The 19,140-nt window shown below is 56.9% G+C and carries 18 protein-coding genes and 1 tRNA gene; 9 read left to right on the top strand and 10 right to left on the bottom strand.

Translation table 11 applies throughout. From position 1 onward, the window contains the following. Positions 1-131: 131 nt before the first annotated feature. Complete coding sequence (locus tag AC1D19_RS18175) at positions 132-1,100, bottom strand: Gfo/Idh/MocA family protein (RefSeq protein WP_477764004.1); 969 nt, start codon at positions 1,098-1,100, stop codon at positions 132-134. 16 nt (positions 1,101-1,116) lie between these two features. Continuing rightward, positions 1,117-2,004, bottom strand: a complete 888-nt coding sequence (locus AC1D19_RS18170; protein ID WP_477764003.1) for a Dyp-type peroxidase — start codon at positions 2,002-2,004, stop codon at positions 1,117-1,119. Between the two features lie 447 nt (positions 2,005-2,451). Here AC1D19_RS18170 and AC1D19_RS18165 point away from each other — a divergent pair, with 447 nt between their 5' ends. Both AC1D19_RS18165 and AC1D19_RS18160 read left to right on the top strand, forming a co-directional pair. Beyond that, positions 2,452-4,077, top strand: coding sequence for an NADP-dependent glyceraldehyde-3-phosphate dehydrogenase (locus AC1D19_RS18165; RefSeq protein WP_477760327.1), 1,626 nt, complete (start codon positions 2,452-2,454; stop codon positions 4,075-4,077). Between the two features lie 44 nt (positions 4,078-4,121). Further along, on the top strand, positions 4,122-5,162 hold the full coding sequence (locus tag AC1D19_RS18160) for an FUSC family protein (RefSeq protein ID WP_477764107.1): 1,041 nt from the start codon (positions 4,122-4,124) through the stop codon (positions 5,160-5,162). 15 nt (positions 5,163-5,177) lie between these two features. On the opposite strand, the gene AC1D19_RS18155 is transcribed toward AC1D19_RS18160, so the two are convergent. Continuing rightward, positions 5,178-6,071, bottom strand: a complete 894-nt coding sequence (locus AC1D19_RS18155; RefSeq protein ID WP_477760328.1) for a DMT family transporter — start codon at positions 6,069-6,071, stop codon at positions 5,178-5,180. A gap of 136 nt (positions 6,072-6,207) precedes the next feature. On the opposite strand from AC1D19_RS18155, the gene AC1D19_RS18150 reads away from it, so the two are divergent. Then, positions 6,208-6,645 (top strand): Lrp/AsnC family transcriptional regulator, encoded by a 438-nt coding sequence (locus AC1D19_RS18150; protein WP_477756987.1) that lies wholly within the window; start codon positions 6,208-6,210, stop codon positions 6,643-6,645. A gap of 56 nt (positions 6,646-6,701) precedes the next feature. Beyond that, positions 6,702-7,031 carry a YceK/YidQ family lipoprotein gene (locus tag AC1D19_RS18145; protein WP_477756988.1) on the top strand — a complete coding sequence of 110 codons (330 nt, stop codon included), beginning with the start codon at positions 6,702-6,704 and terminating at the stop codon, positions 7,029-7,031. Between the two features lie 61 nt (positions 7,032-7,092). On the opposite strand, the gene AC1D19_RS18140 is transcribed toward AC1D19_RS18145, so the two are convergent. Beyond that, positions 7,093-7,764: a Bax inhibitor-1/YccA family protein gene (locus tag AC1D19_RS18140; protein WP_477764002.1), complete on the bottom strand. Its 672-nt coding sequence runs from the start codon at positions 7,762-7,764 to the stop codon at positions 7,093-7,095. A gap of 123 nt (positions 7,765-7,887) precedes the next feature. On the opposite strand from AC1D19_RS18140, the gene AC1D19_RS18135 reads away from it, so the two are divergent. From AC1D19_RS18135 to AC1D19_RS18120, 4 genes are all read left to right on the top strand, one after another. Then, positions 7,888-7,975, top strand: a tRNA-Ser gene (locus AC1D19_RS18135). A gap of 208 nt (positions 7,976-8,183) precedes the next feature. Continuing rightward, the gene (locus AC1D19_RS18130; RefSeq protein WP_477764001.1) at positions 8,184-8,393 is read left to right on the top strand and encodes a hypothetical protein; all 210 of its coding nucleotides are present in this window, start codon (positions 8,184-8,186) and stop codon (positions 8,391-8,393) included. Positions 8,394-8,648: 255 nt separating this feature from the next. Then, positions 8,649-9,053 (top strand): DUF6632 domain-containing protein, encoded by a 405-nt coding sequence (locus AC1D19_RS18125; RefSeq protein ID WP_477764000.1) that lies wholly within the window; start codon positions 8,649-8,651, stop codon positions 9,051-9,053. A gap of 295 nt (positions 9,054-9,348) precedes the next feature. Continuing rightward, positions 9,349-10,347 (top strand): hypothetical protein, encoded by a 999-nt coding sequence (locus tag AC1D19_RS18120; RefSeq protein ID WP_477763999.1) that lies wholly within the window; start codon positions 9,349-9,351, stop codon positions 10,345-10,347. Between the two features lie 466 nt (positions 10,348-10,813). Here AC1D19_RS18120 and AC1D19_RS18115 read toward each other — a convergent pair whose 3' ends face one another. From AC1D19_RS18115 to AC1D19_RS18105, 3 genes are all read right to left on the bottom strand, one after another. Continuing rightward, positions 10,814-11,542, bottom strand: a complete 729-nt coding sequence (locus AC1D19_RS18115; RefSeq protein WP_477763998.1) for a hypothetical protein — start codon at positions 11,540-11,542, stop codon at positions 10,814-10,816. Further along, positions 11,539-12,603 (bottom strand): AAA family ATPase, encoded by a 1,065-nt coding sequence (locus AC1D19_RS18110; RefSeq protein ID WP_477763997.1) that lies wholly within the window; start codon positions 12,601-12,603, stop codon positions 11,539-11,541. Before AC1D19_RS18110 ends, AC1D19_RS18115 begins: the two co-directional genes overlap by 4 nt. A gap of 372 nt (positions 12,604-12,975) precedes the next feature. After that, positions 12,976-13,770 (bottom strand): DNA adenine methylase, encoded by a 795-nt coding sequence (locus tag AC1D19_RS18105; RefSeq protein WP_477763996.1) that lies wholly within the window; start codon positions 13,768-13,770, stop codon positions 12,976-12,978. Positions 13,771-14,034: 264 nt separating this feature from the next. Between AC1D19_RS18105 and AC1D19_RS18100 the strand changes: the two genes are divergently transcribed. Beyond that, positions 14,035-14,394 (top strand): hypothetical protein, encoded by a 360-nt coding sequence (locus AC1D19_RS18100; protein WP_477763995.1) that lies wholly within the window; start codon positions 14,035-14,037, stop codon positions 14,392-14,394. Here AC1D19_RS18100 and AC1D19_RS18095 read toward each other — a convergent pair. From AC1D19_RS18095 to AC1D19_RS18085, 3 genes are read right to left on the bottom strand one after another with little or no spacing between them, the layout of a single operon-like run. Next, entirely contained in the window at positions 14,363-14,896 is a 534-nt protein-coding gene (locus tag AC1D19_RS18095) for a lysis system i-spanin subunit Rz (RefSeq protein ID WP_477763994.1), read from the bottom strand. The genes AC1D19_RS18100 and AC1D19_RS18095 overlap by 32 nt on opposite strands. Further along, complete coding sequence (locus AC1D19_RS18090; RefSeq protein WP_477763993.1) at positions 14,893-15,318, bottom strand: cell wall hydrolase; 426 nt, start codon at positions 15,316-15,318, stop codon at positions 14,893-14,895. Before AC1D19_RS18090 ends, AC1D19_RS18095 begins: the two co-directional genes overlap by 4 nt. 56 nt (positions 15,319-15,374) lie before the next feature. Continuing rightward, positions 15,375-18,971, bottom strand: a complete 3,597-nt coding sequence (locus AC1D19_RS18085; RefSeq protein WP_477763992.1) for a hypothetical protein — start codon at positions 18,969-18,971, stop codon at positions 15,375-15,377. Positions 18,972-19,140: the final 169 nt, after the last annotated feature.

Genomic DNA, 19,140 nt, shown 5'->3' with positions numbered 1-19,140 from the left:
TGACGTGATCTTAGAGAGGGTATGACACGCTTGAGAAATACCGAATGCGAATAAGGTTAGATGCGCGATGCAATCCAAAACTGTAGGAGCGAGCCTGCTCGCTCCTACAGGGGATTGTGTGGTCTGAGGAATCAGTGCCGCTTGAGAATCCGGTCCATCACCCAATCGGTCTTCAACGCCTGTTCGGCCACGGCCGGGTGCTGCGCCTCACCACGAATATGCGCATTCATGCCCAATACGTGGTGCCACTGAATGTGTGCGTGATGCTCGATGGTCAGGCTGAGGTGTTCATCGGCGTGCAACTCGACCGGGTGTTCGTCGAACACTGAAAAGGTGATCCGGCCTTTGCTGCCAATCACTTCGACCCGATCCTCGCGACGGTCTGCAACAAAGTTCCAGCAACCCATGCCCATCGCTCCCGACGCGAACCGCCAACAGGCGCTGACGGCATCCTCGGCGGCATACATCCCGGCCTGCCGCGCGGTGAACCCGGCGACTTCGACGATATCGCCGAACAGGTACTGAAACAGGTCCAGGCCATGGCTGGCCAGATCGGCGAAGTAGCCACCACCGGCAATCGCCGGATCGGTGCGCCAGTTTTCACTGCCGTTGCGGTCCGCTGCCGACGGGGCTTTGGTGAGGGTCCAGGTCAAGTGCCGGACCTCACCGATCCACCCCTCTTGCAGCCACTGCCGCACTTGCCGGAAGCGTGGCAGCGAACGCCGGTAATAGGACACGAACAGGTGCAACCCGGCATCGGCAAACACCTGCTTCATCTCGCGGCTTTGCCCGGCATTCAGCGCCATCGGTTTTTCGACGCAGCAATGCTTGCCGGCGGCGGCCACCTGCAAGGCGTAAGCGTGATGGCTGTCGGGCGGCGTGGCGATGTACACCGCGTCGACCTCGGGATCGTTGATCAGCGCCTGCGCATCGGTGTAGACCCGCGCGATGCCGTGGCGCACGGCGTAGTCGGTGACGACTTCCAGGCGCCGGCCCATCACCGCCACCAACGCCGATCCGGGTGCCTTGTAGAAGGCCGGCCCGCTTTTGCGTTCCGCGACACTGCCACAACCGATCATGCCCCAGCGCACCAGGTTCACAGGCTCTCCTTGGTGCTCAGCCAATGCGCAATACGCGCAGGTCCAGTCGACCGTCCTTGAGCGGCGGGCACCAGTAGTAGCCACCGGTGATCGGACGGCTGATGCGGTACAAACCGTCGGTGACGCCGTCTTCCAGGCCACTCATGCGGCGCAGTTGGGCTTCGAAGGCGTCGAGGGAAAAACCGAAGGCCAGGAACATCAGGCCGGCGCGGTCGCCTTCGATCCACGGCATCGAACGGCGCACCACGAAGGCTTCAGGCGCAAAGCTTTCCTGGGCGGTGCGTTTGACGTGGGCGGAAACCGGCGCGTCGTCGATCTCTTCGTTATCGCTCAAGCGGCGGCCCATGATGTTGTCTTTTTCGTCCGCCGACAGCCCATGAAAACCTTTCAAGTCATGCTGCCACTGCTGGATCGCGGCGAAGCTGCCACCGACCAGGCCCTCAGCGCCTTCGCTCAACAGCGCGGCGGCGACAGCGGCTTCGTCGTGGGGGTTCTCGGTGCCATCTTCGTAGCCGGTCAGGTCATGGCCGGTCATGTGGCGGAAGGTTTCGTTCATCTGCACCAGGCGCAATGCCGGGGCCAACGCGGCGGCGATGACGTTGCTGCGGTTGAGCAACTCACCACGGTCTTCACCGTGCAGCCAGCACCAGAGCGCGTGCTGGGTCGACGGATTTTCGACGCCCACACCGGTCAACGCCGGAAAGGTTCGCAGGCCATCGATCTGAACGTGCAGCGCATTGACCAGCGATTCACCGAAGCCAACGACAGCCGATTTCCCGTCCACCAGTTGCATCAAGTTGTCGAGCGCAACCGGCAATGCCTCGACGGATTCGAGGGCGAAGAACATATGGCGGGCTTGAGGCGGAACGGGGGTGGAGAGAATACCCGGCTGGTAATAGCTCATATGAACTCCTTGAAAAAGAGCACGGAGTTTAACCGGAGTACGAAGGTTTGTGTGCCGTCAGAGGCCAGGAACCTGTGGCAAAGGGGCTTCTGTGGCGAGGGGGCAAGCCCCCTCGCCACAGAAGCCCCCCCACCAAGGCCAAACAAAGGCTAGGCTTTTCAGTTAATCGGCTTGCCCGCATGGCTGTCCTTTCATTGGCTGCCCGGCCAGCCGGGTGCACCTTTTTTGTTGTGATCAAGGCGAGGTCAACACTAAGGCACCCGGCGTGGGCGGGTTGAGGGCATTGGGGGCCAACAAGGGGCGCTTCTGAGGCCATGACTGCAGGGCTCGATGAATCCGCGATCCTTCACGCTGTGCGGCAAAACGCTGAAATGAGTCATGACAAGGGTTGCTGAGGTCTGCTAAAACGATTCATCAGTGCATCACCCAATCCAGAGGGGTAGCGACATGACCACAGCCAATATTCTCCAGAACCTGTTCCCAAGCCCCGCCGACATCCCGGACAAGTACCGCCTTGATGGCCAGACCGAGCAGCGTGAGTACCTGGTCGATGGCGTACTGAGAACCTGGAACGGGCCACTGGCCCAGGTCCGTAGCCCGGTTTACCTGACCGGCGCCAATGGCGACGAGCAAGTGATCCTCGGCAGCACGCCGCTGCTGGATGCCGAGACCGCATTGACCGCCCTCGACGCCGCCGTACGCGCCTACGACCGCGGTCAGGGACTGTGGCCGACCATGCGCGTGGCCGAGCGCATCCAGCACGTCGAAACCTTCCTCGGGCGCATGCGCGAGCAGCGCGACGCCGTGGTCAAGTTGCTGATGTGGGAAATCGGCAAGAACCTCAAGGATTCGGAAAAGGAGTTCGACCGCACCTGCGACTACATCGTCGACACCATCAACGCGCTCAAAGAACTCGATCGCCGCTCCAGTCGTTTCGAACTGGAACAGGACACCCTCGGCCAGATCCGTCGCGTGCCGATGGGCGTGGCCCTGTGCATGGGGCCTTACAACTATCCGTTGAACGAAACCTTCACTACGCTGATTCCGGCGCTGATCATGGGCAACACCGTGGTGTTCAAACCCGCCAAACTGGGCGTGCTGCTGATTCGCCCGCTGCTGGAAGCCTTCCGCGACAGCTTCCCGGCCGGGGTGATCAACGTCATCTACGGCAGTGGCCGCGAGACGGTCAGTGCGCTGATGGCCAGCGGCAAGATCGACATCTTTGCGTTCATTGGCACCAACAAGGCCGCCAGTGACCTGAAAAAACTCCATCCGAGACCCCACCGCTTGCGCGCGGCGCTGGGCCTGGATGCGAAAAACCCGGGCATCGTCCTGCCGGAAGTGGATCTGGACAACGCGGTGAGTGAGGCGGTGACCGGCTCGCTGTCATTCAATGGCCAGCGCTGCACGGCCCTGAAGATCCTGTTTGTTCACGAAGACGTGGTCGAGTCCTTCATCGACAAATTCAATGCCCGGCTTGCCAACCTCAAACCCGGCATGCCCTGGGAAAGTGGCGTATCCCTGACGCCCCTGCCGGAATCGGGCAAGGTCGACTATCTGCATTCTCTGGTAGCGGATGCCGAGAGCAAGGGCGCCAAAGTGGTCAACCCCAACGGTGGCGAGGCTCGTGCATCGTTCTTCTACCCGGCGGTGCTGTACCCGGTCACGCCGCAGATGCGGGTCTATCAGGAAGAACAGTTCGGCCCCGTCATCCCCATCGTGCCGTACCGCCATCTGGATACGGTGATCGACTACGTGCTGGAGTCGGACTTCGGCCAGCAGTTGAGCATCTTCGGCACCAACCCGGTGGCGGTCGGCCGGCTGGTGGACACCTTCGCCAATCAGGTCGGGCGCATCAACCTCAATGCCCAGTGCCAGCGCGGCCCGGACACCTACCCCTTCAATGGTCGCAAGAACTCCGCCGAAGGCACCTTGTCGGTCCATGACGCATTGCGGGTGTTTTCGATCCGTACCCTGGTGGCCACCAAATTCCAGGAGACCAACAAGGACCTGATCAGCGAGATCATCAGCGGCCGCAGTTCGAGCTTCCTGACCACCGACTACATCTTCTGAGGAGAGCCAGCCTGAGTACATCCAGAGCCCAACGACTGCCACCGCTGTTGCGCCGATTGCTGCGTCCGCTGCTGGACCCGTATCGGCGCTATCGCCATGCCCGGGTAATCCATGCGGTGCGGGTGTCGCTCGGATTGCTGGCGACCATCCTGCTGACCACCGGCATCCATCTGCCCCACGGTGAGTGGGCGTCGGTGACGATGCTGGTGGTGATCGGCGGCTTGCAGCATCACGGCAACATCGGCAAAAAAGCCGCCGAGCGTGCCATTGGCACCTTGATCGGCGCCGGTGTCGGCCTGGCGTTGGTGGCGCAACAGGCCTGGCTCGGGATGCCCTGGCTGACCTATTTCGCGATGTCGGTGGTCTGCGGTTTTTTCTCGTATCACGCCATCGGCAAGGGTGGTTACACGGCGCTGCTGTCGGCGATTACCGTGTTCATCGTCGCGGGGCACGGCGACAACCCGGTCACCGATGGCTTGTGGCGCGGGGTGGATATCCTGATCGGCATTGCCCTGGCTTTGGCGTTTTCCTTCGCCCTGCCGCTGTACGCGGTTTATTCCTGGCGCTACAACCTGGCCGATGCGCTGCGTGATTGCGCGAAAATCTACGGGCGCATCATTGACGGCCAGCCTATCACTGCCGACGAACACCTCAAGCTCATGACCCGCCTGAACGCGGTGATGGTGCAACTTCGCTCACTGATGCCGTCGGTGTCCAAGGAAGTGAAGATTTCCATGACCGAACTGGATGCTATCCAGCGCAACCTGCGCATGTGCGTCAGTACCCTGGAAATCCTCGGCAATACCCGACCGGATGCCAATGACCCCGAGGCGATGAGGCTCCTGCAAACGGCATTGAAAGCCGAGCATCGACAGATTCGCGTGCAATTGATCGGTATGGCCAGGGCGTTGAAATCAGGCGCCGCCCAACGGCTCAATCGCCCTATGGATTTGCCGCTGGTCAGCCTCGATGCGCCGGTCTACAACACGCTGGACGGCTATCGTTTGTTGACTCAACAACTGGCTGCCAACGTCGGCGAGATGCGCCAGCGACTGGCCAGCAATGCGCCGCGCTGGAACATCTGACACCTGGATCGCGGGTTACGGCGTCACCGTGCGCCGAAACTTCAGCGACCAGCCTTGTTGCATGCCGGCAGCGGCCAGCAGAATTGCCGCGACACCGATCCATTGCAGCGGCTCCAGACGATGGCCGAAAGCAAACCAGTCGACGAAAATCGCCGCAATCGGGTAGATGAAGGACAGCGCCCCCGTCAGCGCAGTCGGCAGTTTTTGAATCGCGCCGTACAGCAACACGTACATCACACCGGTGTGCACCATGCCCAACGTCACCAGGCTGGCCCACGCACTCGGTGCCTGGGGCAATACCGAAAGATTCGCGAATGGCGCGAGCAACAACACACCCGTGCTGACCTGGATCAGCGCGATCAAATGCGGCGGAGTTCCCGTCAAACGCTTGATGATCAACGCGGCAATCGCGTAGAGAAACGCCGCACCCAACGCCAAGGCAATGCCCGTCAGGTAATCGCTGCCACTCTCGCCCTGGCTGCCATGGGCACTGACAATTGCCAGCATGCCGAGAAACGAAACGCCCAGCCAGGTCAGTTTCTGCGCGGTGATCTTTTCATTGAGGAACAAAGCCGCCAGCCCGACCAGCATGAACGGCTGGACGTTATAGACGGCGGTGCCGATGGCAATCGACGCCCGGGAATAGGACGCGAACAACAGCACCCAGTTGCCGACAATCGCCACACCGCTGAGCACCGCCAGCAGGAACGTGGTGCGGGTCAGAATGCCAGGGCGCAGAAAGCCGAAAGCCGCGCAAATGAGCAGCAAGGTGCCGGCACCGAACAGGCAGCGCCAGAACACCACGTCCAGCACCGGTTGCCCGGACACCAGCACGAACCAGCCGATGGTGCCAGAGATCAGCATGGCGGCCGTCATTTCGAACGAACCGCGGCGTAGGGATTTGTCCATCATCAGACTCCTGTGTTTGTGACCAAAGTATGCCAATGCACCCAGGCGCTACTCCAGAGCAAAAAGCAGGCTAAACTCGGGATCTGCCTTTTTTATCAAGGCCGTTTTGAAAAAATGCCTAACAGAGGGTTTCGCCATGACCGACGATATCGACCAGGTGCTGATCACGGCCCTGATGGAAGACTCGCGACGCTCGCTCAAGGCCCTGGCGCAAATCAGTGGCCTGTCCTCCCCCAGTGTTGCCGAGCGTCTGCGCCGCCTGGAAGAACGTGGCGTGCTCAAGGGCTACACCGTTGAAATCGACCCGAGATGCTTTGGCTATCAACTCCAGGCCATCGTGCGTATTCGCCCGTTGCCGGGGCAATTGCAGGAAGTGGAACGGCAAATCATGGCCATTCCCGAATTCACCGAGTGCGACAAGGTCACCGGCGACGACTGTTTCATTGCGCGCCTGCATGTGCGCTCGATGGAACAACTGGACACCCTGCTCGACCGCCTCAACACCCATGCTGAAACCAATACGGCGATCGTCAAGAAAACTCCGGTCAAGCGCCGGTTACCGCCGATGGCGTGAGTGATATTTATTTCAGCCTGAAGTAGATTGACGGTTTCCGGCGAAGGATTGACGGTATGAAAATTCAGGCGATGCTACTCGTGGCGATGCTGCTGGCGGGTTGCGGCACGATTCAAACGGTTGTGCGCGGTGACGAAGTGGCTGCAAAAAGCCTCAAGGACCACAAGAGTTATTGCGGCGCGGTACCACGAATCTACAGCGGTGTGACCTACGATTTCTGCTACCTGAACGCGCCCCTGGAAGACGGTCGGGATGCGCAGGTACATGGTCCCGCCCCCGCTATCGTGCTGCTCGACGTGGTCGTGTCCGGGGCGATGGATACCTTGCTGCTGCCCTACACCATCTACCGCCAGCAAGCCGACGGCAGCATCGTCATTGTGGAGTGACCCTGAATTTCAGGTGATAAAAAACCCGCCAGAGCGGGTTTTTTTACTTCAAGGTCAACGATCAGTCGTCGCGCCCCATGATGCCGAACAGCTGCAACAGGCTGACGAACAGGTTGTAGATCGATACATACAGGCTGATGGTGGCCATGATGTAGTTACGCTCGCCGCCATGGATGATGGCGCTGGTCTGGAACAGAATGCAGACCGAGGAAAACAGCACGAAACCTGCGCTGATCGCCAGTTGCAGGCCGCTGATCTGGAAGAACATGCCCGCCAGTGTCGCACCCAGCAGCACGAAGAAGCCTGCCGTGATGAAGCCGCCGAGGAAGCTCATGTCCTTGCGGGTAATCAGCACATACGCCGACAGACCGCCGAACACCAGCGCCGTCATCGCGAAAGCCGAGCTGACCACTTCAGCGCCGCCCTGCATACCCAGGTAACGGTTGAGGATCGGGCCCAGCAGGAAACCCATGAAACCGGTCAGGGCAAATGCCGATACCAGGCCCCAGGCCGAATCACGGAGTTTGTTGGTGAGGAAGAAAAGACCGTAGAAGCCGATCAGCACCACGAAAATGTTCGGGTAGCCAACACGCATCTGCTGGGCAACGTAGGCCGTCACACCGCTGAATGCCAGGGTCAGGGCGAGCAAGCCGTATGTGTTGCGCAGGACGTGGCTAACCTCTAGCTGCTCAGCCTGCACGCTGTTATTAACTGCGTAATCCTGTTCGCGCATGGCGACACTCCTGTTGGTTTGAAACGTTCAGTCGCAAAGATCATAACAGACGCTCTGTAACAAGCTACGCAGAGAGTTTGACAGTGTGTTTCATTCAGGTATTATGGCGCCCGCAACGCAAACGGAGGTGTGGCCGAGTGGTTTAAGGCAACGGTCTTGAAAACCGTCGACTGTAACAGGTCCATGAGTTCGAATCCCATCGCCTCCGCCATCTTTATACAACAAAGCCCTGATTATTCAGGGCTTTTTCGTTTTTGGGATTTGACGAAAATCCGCCCCCCTCAAAAGCGTTACAAAACTTTTGGGGTGTCGTTACAAAACTATCCCGTTTTCCCTGCCTTCCCGCCCCCCTGCCAACCCCCTCGATCACCGTCCGAGAAATCCTGCTGCTACGCTGAAACCTTCACGGAGGATTCGCGATGCCAAATTCTGATCTGCTCCCTTCACTGCTGTTCAAAATCAATGAAAACCAACTCGCCCTGGAAGCCGCCATCATGGAGCTATCGAATTGGGTCGAGCAGCGCGGCGCCGCTGACGTAGCCGAGAATGTCCGCGGCGCCTTGGACACCATTGATAAAAACGAAGAGTTCATCAAATTGACGCTCGCCGTGCTGATGACGCCAGAATGACCTCGATCGGCCAGAAGCAGCCGTTGGACGGAGCGATAGCAAATGAGTGGCTATGCTTGGTCTACCGCCAGAACTGATTGAGCAGATTGGGCTTTCCGTCCATGGTGTATAAACCCCTTCAGCAGTCACCCGACTGTCACAATGCTCGGCCTAGTCAGGGATAGACGACAGAACAAGGAGTGTTATCCACCAAGCCCGTGAAGGCGTTACCCCACTTGGGGTCAATTTAGAGTTAGACCCAAAGAGGAGTTCGCCATGACCGTAGTCGATCGCCTCAGGTATTTGCGCGTCGTTTTAGTTTTGGCTGGCATCGCGTGCCTTGCTCTCTACCCACTTATGTTGTTCTGGCCGTCCGGCTGGGCCTGGCACGTCGATCACTTGGACTACCCGATGATGATCGTTGGCATCTACGCCACACTTGGCGTGTTCTTGATCCTGGCCGCACATGATCCATTAGCCAATCTGAGCCTAATTTGGTTCACCGTGTGGTCTAGCGCCGTACACGGAGGAATCATGGCCGTCCAGACGGTCACCCAGCCAGGGCAAATGGGGCACTTGGCAGGTGACGTGCCGGCGCTTTTCATCGTGGCGGTTGCCTTGGCCATCTTGACGCCCCGCTCGCAATTGGCCGCTCGGCCCCGGACACACAATGGGGCCTAAGAGCAGGTTTGACTGTCAGGATCGGGACGAAAATCGCGTTTCTTCGCAACTTTTTTGTCTGGCGGATCAACCGAGCGCCGACAGATTTTACGTAGCAACGCAGTCTTCAATATTGTGCCCGCGTTTTTTCACAGCCTGGGGCGTTTTCTGCCTGTCACGACTGACCGGTCTGGCCAAGCTGCTGCCCATGAGCGGCTTCGACACCCAGGAGTATAGGTCGGGCGTTTGCGAATACTTTGCTATTTATTCGGATTGATCTAAAGTTTACGAATAAAAAACACAATCCGGAACTGCCATGAGCAACTTCTTCTTAAAAAGTCGCAACACAAATATCACAACCATATTCAGCATGGTTATCTTTATTTCTGGTTGTGCCGGTTCAGGTATTCCTGGTTTGGATACGATTCCAAGCGGTGCTATTAAAACGCGGGATGGATGTTATGTGATCCCGGGAGGCTTCGCTATTAATTCCTCTTTGCCAACTATTTGGAAGGGTGGCTGCTCTGATAATTTAGCAACAGGTAGCGGCGTACTGAGGGCATATGACTATGGTCTGGGATCGATTGTATATGAAGGGCAGATGAAAGACGGTGCGATTTCTGGGCCAGGTAAATTGACTGCTCGCAAGGATGGAGCCACAACTGTTATGACCGGAACTGCATTCATGGGGGTCATTTCAAGCGCCAACGGTGAAGCCACTCTTAATGATGGTCGAAAACTAACAGGTCAGACTTTGTATGGGAAATTTTATGGCCCAGTCAAAGTGCTGTATCCAGATGGAACACTGAAAACTGTCAATTACTCACAAGGTATCGCAGAAGGGAGCGCAGAAAATCTCAATAGCAACTCTCTTCCGCAAGCCGCTGCTTCCCGTACTCCAATTAACGCAAGTGAAATTTCACAGCAGGATGGTTTTGTATTTCATAAAAGCGCTGATGGAAAGTCTCTTGAGGGTTCTGGTGGGCCATGCAACACAGCCGAAACTGGAATATATATGACTCGGGCGGATTACAAGGTTAATGCCGATGCTGTTAGAAGTGGCACATTTGATAAATACGCAAACGTTTTTTTACTCGCCAAAACATCAACTTCATATGGTCTAATATACCCAGTTGATCCCAGGGCAACCTCAGCGGATTACGACCGATTAATAGAGCAAGCGGAATCGTTGTCTCCGAAGGAGAAAAGTGAGCCTAGTGAGATCAGTCGATTGGCCTCAATAAAATGCATCCAAAGAAACCATGATGCTTATTTATCGGCTGTAAAATCTTGGTTTATTGAGAACAACAAATAACTAAGCCGCTGGGCGATTTAGTCAATCCGTTGCATCGACCGTTTGATTCCATAGTCGTTTACGGCCCTTCGTGAAGGTCTGCTATGGGTCGATTCTGTTGAAAAAGTCGGCCATGGCTTGAGCATCAAAAAAGTACGCGTCCGAGATTGAAATCTTTACTTTTGGCAGAGGCTTTCGGACTCGGATTTCACGTAGCAGCGTGCAAAAAAGGCGTTTTCGCCAGTCAATGATCAGGTAGTTTGGGCAGACCGATTTTTTCAACAGAATCGGTCGATTGCGGCCCTTTGTGACGCAGCAACCCGCCAGAAGCAGACGGTTCAGTATGGATAGAGATTCGAACCCGACCCGCACAGACTGTAGCCCGCTACAGGCCGCAAACACCTTAGGTTTCCGGTCGACTGTAAGGATAGAAACGGCCTACAGCGGCCTCTGTTTTGCCCTAATTTTGCCCTAAGCCCGACCTATATCATCCTGCTACAGCTTCGGTGACTTCAGCGTTCGACACCCAAATTGCACCCTCCAAACAAGATATGAAGGAGTCCAAAGAAACGGATGTTTCCCGTACCGTGGTATAGATTTCGTCAAAGTCAAGGTAAGAGATAAGACTATGAGTTTCCGCCTCTCTCTTGCGATAAGGTCTATTCACCAACGCGTAAATTTGTTTGAGTTTATTCGTCGGATGGGGGACATGAGTCTCAATGGTCGGACTTGATGGATCAAAGCCGATTTCCGCCCTAATTCGGTCAAGACTGAGCGCTGGATCCACACGTTCAAAATGCGTAGACTCGCTCAAAAACCAAGCTTCAACTTCAGCTATAGCTAGAAAAATCTTTATCGTCTGTCCTGGGAAATCCAATCCCTTTGCGAGGCCTGCTTCAAACTTCTCTTTCTCCTCAAGGCTTTTTGGAAAGAGATCTTGAAGCCCCATGATCACATTGAAATCTTGAGAGGCCAGCAGCTCTCGACGCTCGAGTATTGAGCTTTTAACAGACCCATCACCTCCACAGTTGACGAGCATTACTACTACATCTGCTACATCTTCCGGAGGGCCTTCACTTCTTAATTTGCTAAACGTGCCCCCTCGGTGTATCCACAGATCAACCCTAGCCTTACCATAGCCTGCTACTTCGTTAACCAACCTATGGACAAAGTGCAGTTCGGTCTGCCCCTCTACAAATATAGCAATTTTTCTCATTCCGCATTTTCCCGGACATAATGCTCTCCAGAGAAGAAATCAAAATTACTTAGACCTGAGTATGAAAACTCCTCGAAAGTCTCTTTCGAATTACTATAATCAATCGCGTGAACCACTGCCCCTTTACGTTGCAAAATCGTCCAGTACTCCAAGGAAACATAGTTCATAACGTAACGATCATTGGAAGACATTACCAATTGAATTTGATGCTCTAAGGCTTTATTCATCAGCAGCTGTATTAATTTTCGGGAGCGCTCGTGGTCTAGCCCCTCACCAATGTCGTCGATGAGTATAAGCGGGCTATCACCTAATTGAGGCTGCCGACCTACCATCGCACTCTGCGTCCAAAATATATTGGCATTAAATTGAACAATAATAGCTAGGGCTCTGTACAGACCCTGTGACATGGCATCCTGAGCCACATAGCATTTTAACGATTTTTCTTTAATGGCTAACGCCATTGGTGAACTACCGTTGACGCTAAAACCGCCAACTGGTATGAGCGAAATATCTTCAACATCATATCCTATGGCATTCATATCACGCACTACGGCATCACGATACTCTATCTTAAATCTTTCTTTGGTAGTGAAAAAAACGTGACTCGGACTATCTACCAGCGCACTCACATCGAGCACTGAAGATGGGTCTGGCGGGGAAGCATTTGAACCACTAAAGTTCATTTTTCCAAACTCCGAGCCAAATCGGTAGACACACGTAGATTTAGCCCACCTTTTTAAAAGATCAAACTGAGGATGCTGATAAGCATCACTTCGGAGTACCGCCATCAACTGATTAGGATCGACTTTGTATTGAACTCTTTTATCCGTATTTCTTCGTACGACGAAACCATCTCCACTCTCGTCGCGACGCAACACTGTTTCATTTTTAATGCGAAAAACTTCGGTTACTACTCGACCATCTACAATAGAAACATTATAAAACTGCTTCTCTTCAGCCGCACCTTTGGGCCTTGTGAAAGTAGCTTCCCAAGTGCCGCTACTAAAGCCGCCTAGCCGCCCTGCAATCATGCCTGCGAGTGATGCGATGACGCTTAACACTCGGCTTTTCCCGCTTGAGTTCTTGCCTACTAGCAGGGTTATATGTCCAAAGTTAACCTTAGTGAGCGCCCATGATGTAGGACTATATTCATGCTCGTGGTATGTCAACGATTTCAAATACACTGGTCTACCTCCCTGTCTTAACAATGAGCTATCTTTGCACAGCATACGGGCGAATTGCCACTGTCAGAGGCGAGCTACACACCGGCAGGTGCACCATCGCTGCTCGTCTGTATCAGAAAAACCCCAAACCCGAAGGTAGCCGGCAACGGGCTTGCATAGGGGGCAAAGGCGAGGAATATCTGACCTGGGCACTTCGATACTAAGCATTTGATATGGCCGCGGGCTCGCCACAAGGCGGCGTGCCCCGCCTTAAAATAGGCGCCCGAGACCTTCTGGCACCCAGTTCATAATAATCAGTTCGCTGCTAACCTCTGCCTTGACCTGTCGCTGGTTGGTATTGGAGTAACGGATATCCAGCGTCTCGAAATAAAAGCCTTCGAAAACCCGGCGAATATCTGGATGATCGTTGATGCTGACCATTACCTTACCCTTGCAGCGGCGCATGAAGCCGGCCATCCGCTCGTAATTCTCAAACGGGAAATCCACGCCGTAGCCGGCAGTCTGCCAATATGGCGGATCCATGTAATGGAAGGTGTGGGCCCGGTCGTAGCGTTCAGCGCATTCCAACCAGGGGAGATTTTCTACGTAGGTACCTGACAGACGCTGCCATGCAGCCGAAAGATTTTCCTCGATCCGCAACAGATTGATGGCCGGGCCGGTGGTCGCGGTACCGAACGTCTGCCCCGTGACCTTGCCAGCGAAGGCATGGTGCTGCAGGTAGAAAAATCGGGCGGCGCGCTGGATGTCGGTGAGGGTTTCCGGGCGGGTCATCTTCTGCCACTCGAACACCTGGCGCGAACTGAGCGCCCATTTGAATTGGCGCACAAACTCTTCAAGGTGGTTCTGCACGACGCGGTAGAGCGTCACCAGGTCGCCATTGATGTCATTGAGGACTTCAACGGGCGCAGCTTGGGGTCGCATGAAGTACAGCGCGGCACCACCGGCAAAGACTTCGACGTAGCATTCGTGAGGCGGAAAAAGAGGAATGAGACGATCGGCCAGACGGCGTTTGCCGCCCATCCAAGGGATGATGGGTGTGGACATAGAGAGCAAGACCTTTACTGTATGGATAAACAGGTGCTAGGCTCGCCGCGCTTCGTGCACGGAGTAAGAGCCTTGGCTGGACTTGCAGGGACAATCTGCAGGGACGGCGACCGAGCTGGGTGTTGACGCACGCAGCTCGGTCGCTCTTTTTTCTTTGGTTGAGGCTACAAAACCGGAACGGCCCAGCAGTTCGTCACCTTGATCTCGCCTAATCGTCACGCCTCAACTACTGTATATAAAACCAGTTTTTTGTAAGGTGTGACCGTGGACCCGTACGAAACCGAAGACACCTCAGACTGGCTCGGCTGCCCGACTCCGCTCGAAACCTGCCAGCATCAACTCCGGATGTATGAGAACGAATTTGAGGAACTGACTCTGCAGCTGCGCCAAGCCAGGGAAAAGATCTTCAAGTTGGTCGAGATGCACGCCGAAGCGATAAGTGAGCGCGATGCGCTGCGCTCACAGTTGGCCACAACCAAGGCCGAGGCATCCCGTCTCCACGTCGAAAACTCTGAGTTATCCGCGACAGTCCGCAGCCTTATGCTCGTTTCCGATCAGAGAGATCATTTGTTTCGAGAGAACCAAAAACTGCTCATGGAGAAGCGGGCGCGGGAGAATCAATAGTCCGCACGTAGGCTTGGCACGCCGCCAGCGCTATCAATCCTTGGTCGCCGGCATCGGTGATGCCGATAATTCGTTGAGCATGCGCTGGGTCAAGTCGGGCACGCGCGCCTCCATGAACCACGCCGCCGGCGCCGGTAGCGGCTGGCACTGAACAGCCACTGGCTGAATCCGTGGTGTCGAGGAGGACTGACAACCGCAGATCAGTAGTGGCAAGGAGATCACGCAGGCGAGCCTGTTTCGTTTGAGCATCGCTCAGTTCCTTGTAATGGGTTTGTTCGCTGGCCGACAGTTGCTGCTCGAGGGCGAGACGCTTGGCCTGTTCGGTCCGTTGCGCGGTGGCGGCGGCATTGCTGATGGTGTCGAGGTCGGACAGGTGTAGCCCGTCCTGATCGGCCAACTGCTTTCCGTAGCGCCAGTCCTGCACTTTCCAGATACCACCAGCAGTAGCCAGCACCAGCAGCAGAACGCCTGCCAGTGCGACTTTCAGTGCCCCGGGACTCATGGCACGTCCCTGAAAAAGACGTGGTGGCCAAGCTTCAACGTTTCTTTGGCGCCTTTCACCCAGCCCGGTGGCTTGGGCATGGTGGTCGCGTAGTAATGCGTGGCACCGCCGGTGGGATCCGGCACCTTGCCATCGATCACCTGGTCAGCGGCAATCCGTGCCTGGGCGAGCTCGCGGAAAGGAATTTGCTTCGCGCCGCTCAGATACGGGAAGTTCAGATCGTTCCTGTTCCAGCAGCTGAACTGGTACGGCTTCTGGCACACACCGACATAGCCCTCCCCCCACCACGATTTGTCCTTGCCGTCGTTCACCCGGTTGCGGATGGTCCAGGCCACGGCGATCTGGCCGGTCAGGGATTCGCCGCGGGCCTCGCCCCACAACGTGCGGGCGAGGATGTCGCGGTCTCGTTCTGTTGCAGTCATCACTTTTCTCCAAGCGAAAAAAAGCCCGCCGAAGCGGGCATACCATTAAGAGCAAACTATTTTGGTGCGACCTCAACCACGTTCGAGGCCTTGCCGCGCATGATCGCGTTGGTCCCGACGGTGAGGGTTGGTTTGCCGGGCACCGCGGGGTCGATGTAGAAGACCTGGTGATAAGACGGCGAGCCGGTGAACTGGTACAGGTCGGTGTTAAGGATCCACCCGCACGTCTTCACTCGCCCCCACTGGCCGGGATAGATGTCTTCCATGGCGATACCGGCGAACAGCGCTGGGGCATCACTGGCGGTCATCTTGCGGATCTTCTTGTTGTGGCCATCCCATGCCAGCGCCATGCCCATGAGGATGCCTTCGGCCGAGTTGTTCTTGAGCGAACGTTCCTCGTCCAGCATCTCGGGGCGATACCGCCCGCCGATGTCGTAGGCCGTGGCCACCGCCGCCGAACCCAGTGCCGAGTTGATCGCTGCCAGGATCGTGGCGTTGGTCTGCGCGGTGTAGTTCTGGTTGAAGGTGATGGTCGTTGTGGCACCGCCGTTGATCTTCACCCCCAGCGTCTTGTTGACCGTGGTGCAATCGCCCAAGCGCTGGCCGAGGCTGGTGATGAACACATTCTTGTTGAGGCCCACGCCGACGCCCGAGATATCCGCCCAGCCGTAGACGTAACCCTTGATCCCCACGACGCCTGGCATCGAGTAGACCTGACGGCCGAACACGATAGGCACCGCATCACCCGACACTTCGATCTTGCTCGAGGCGGTGGTGTCGTTGCTCTCGATTTTCAGCGACCGGCCGAAGTCGGTGATCTTGAACGCGAACGGTGTGTTGCCCGCGCCCATCACCTTGATCTCGCTGTGATTCGCTGGCTGGTTGGGCAGGGTGTCCGGGATCCACGGCGAGGCGACGTAGGACATGAAGCCCTCCAGCTCGCAACCGTTGACCTGCAGCACGTCCTCTTGCATCGTGCCCAACGGCTGCACGGCGATGGCCTCGCCCGAGTCGTTAGTGGTCAGCATCCGGCAGTTCTGCAGCGTTACGCGGCACCCCTTGGGAAACAGCTTGTTGGTGTGGAAATAGAAGCCCGTGGTCGGCGAGCGGAACACGGTGTCTCGGCTGTCGATAAACTGGGCGCTCGAGGTGCCGCAACCCCAGGCGTGGGTCGATGCCCATACGGTGATACCACTGCTGATCGAGTCTTGGTACGCCTGGGCGCCTGCGTTGCCCAAGTGTTCGATCCAGCATTGGCGCAGGGTCTGGATCCGCCCAACGTCAGCCCCTGCGCTGTCAGAGTGGATCGGGTAACGCACGTTGCGCCCGGTCACCTTGAGGCGAGTCAGGAGGCTGGTCTTGTTATCCCAAAAGGTCTGCGTCAGCGGGATGGTCGCCGGATCGACGTTGTCCGGGTTCTCGTAGTGGATACGTGCGAAGCCCGGACCATCGGCCGTCATATGCACATAGTCTTTGACGGACCAATTGCAGTCCTGGTCGTAGACCACCGACGTATCGATCAGCAGTTCGTACTGTTTCGAAAGCGACGCATCCAGGATCGCCGCCATGGCCAGCTTGGGCGTGGCGTACTGCCCGGATGGACCCACCTTGATTTGAATGACCGTCGTCACGTCCGGGATGGCGTCTTTCACTGCCTGCAACTGCAGCGCCAGTAGCAAGTCCTCAGCCGTGTAGGAGGTTCCCGCCGCCAGCGCCTCCACCGAGTAGGTCAAAGACTTCAGCTTCAGCGTGCGGTCATGGGCCTGGGCCACGGCTGCCAGCGCCACCTGATACACCGGTTTGATCCAGGTATCGGCCGCGGTAACCACATAGGTCAGCACGGAGGTTAATACCGTCCCCACTTGCGTGGTAGCAATCGACGCTGGCACCACGTTGACCGTCGAGCCCCCTCGGCCTACCTGCAGGGTGACGCCGCTGCGCGGGGTCTCGGCCAGAAAGTCGATCGTGGTGTCATACGATACCGACAGGCGGATCGTCGCCCCCACCAACTTGGACAGCATGCCCACACTCAGCGGCACGGTCGACCCGATAAAGGAATTGACCCCGGTCACGCCGGCGGGCAGCAACAGCCCCACCGTCGCCGCGCCCTCAACAATGGCCTGGCCGCCATTGAAGAACTGCCCCGTGGTCACGGACGTGTCCGCCAGATCACCCGACGTCAGTCGCGCCGAAGCAATACTGGTTTGTGCCTCCCCCAAAATTATGGCTTTTTGTGCCGCGAACAGTTGAGGCAGCACCAGATCGGCACCGCTTTTACTACCAGCAGGTACCGCCACGACTGCGTAAGAGAACTGGCTCAGCTCAACGGTGCGATCGTGGCCAGCGGCTGCCGAACTTGGCGTTATCTGCAGCAGCGCCCCCGCGGCCAGGTCGCCGTCAAGCACGGTGTAGGACATGGTCACGGTCAACACCGTCCCCACCTGATTACGGGTGAAATCGGCAGGGACGATGCCGACGCTTCCCGAAGCGCGGGACACGCGCAGTACAGCGGTGGAGAGCGTTGTTTCGGTCAGGAAGTTGGCGGTGGCGTTGTACACAATCGTGAACTTCAGCTTGGCCCCGACCAACGACGTCACCGGGATCAGCGCTGTTTGGTAAGCGTTTCCGCCCGTAACCCCGGTGGGGATTTTCAACCCGCCAACGGTGCGGCCATCCGCTGCTGAGATGAAGGTCGCCCCCCCGAGCGCCTCACCGGTCAAGGTCACTGAGGACAACAGGTTCCCGGTGGAGATGGTTGCGCTGTCGGCGGAAGCCTGCGCGCCGGTGATGGCCGATGACAGTGGCGTTAGGCGCTGCTCGAGCATGAAGTCATTGGCGGTCATGATCTCGTTGGCCAACCTGATCACCAAGTAACTGACGGCTTTAACTTTCAGCGAGCTGGCGATCGAGGCCACCGCCTGACTGAGCGCTACCTGATAGACCATGTTCAGGTACAGGTCATCGGCGGTAACGGTGTACCTCATGCGTAAGGTCAGCACGGTTCCGTTCTGAGTCAGATCACTCGAGTTAGGTATCAGGTCCACATAGGACGCCCCACGTCCCACCCGGATTCGAGGCGTAATCGGGTAGATGCCCAGGAAGCCTGCTGAGGCTTCGTACTGGGTGGTGATTTCCACCTCGCTGCCTACCAACTTCGTCAGCAACGGCAGGCCGAACGGGACTTGGCAGGTGATGTAGGACGATGCACCGGTCACCCCTGCCGGAATGGCGAAGCCGACAAATTTACTGTTCTCGGTAATCGCCGTGGCCCCGCTCAGCGCCTGACCGGTCAGCGTCGCGGCGGCGATCAAGTCTTGCGATCCAACCGAGGTATTGCGAAGACCAAGGGCACTGGTTTCGTCGCCAAGCTTGATGGCCATTACGCTGCTGACCTTTTGCCACAGGGTCCGCAGTACTTGGGCGTCACTACTGGCGGCCCAAAACAACATGCCATTGGAGACGGTGGGACTGGCCAGCCCAAGCTCTTTGCTGCCGTAAATCTTCCCGTCCGTCATTTCCAGGCGCAGTTGCTCAATCGCCCCACTCACCACATCAACCGCGTCAGTCGTGCGGATCTCCCGCAGTAACGGGGCCTGGTACCCGCCATAGGTGATCTGGATATCGATTCGATCAGCCGTTGTGTAAAAAAACACACGAGCATTGCCATCTGCCTTGGCCGGATTAGCCAAAACGACAGCGGCGCCTGAATCAGAAAACAATGGGGCCCGCGTCTGTGTTCCTGACACGAACACATGGACCGTTGCGCCAGGCAGCAGGACGCCGTCCTCGGCCCTCGCGGCGAAGAATTGAATGGGCTGCATA

Source organism: Pseudomonas sp. P1_C12 (assembly GCF_056406435.1).
This window is presented reverse-complemented; position numbering and strand designations above follow the sequence as displayed.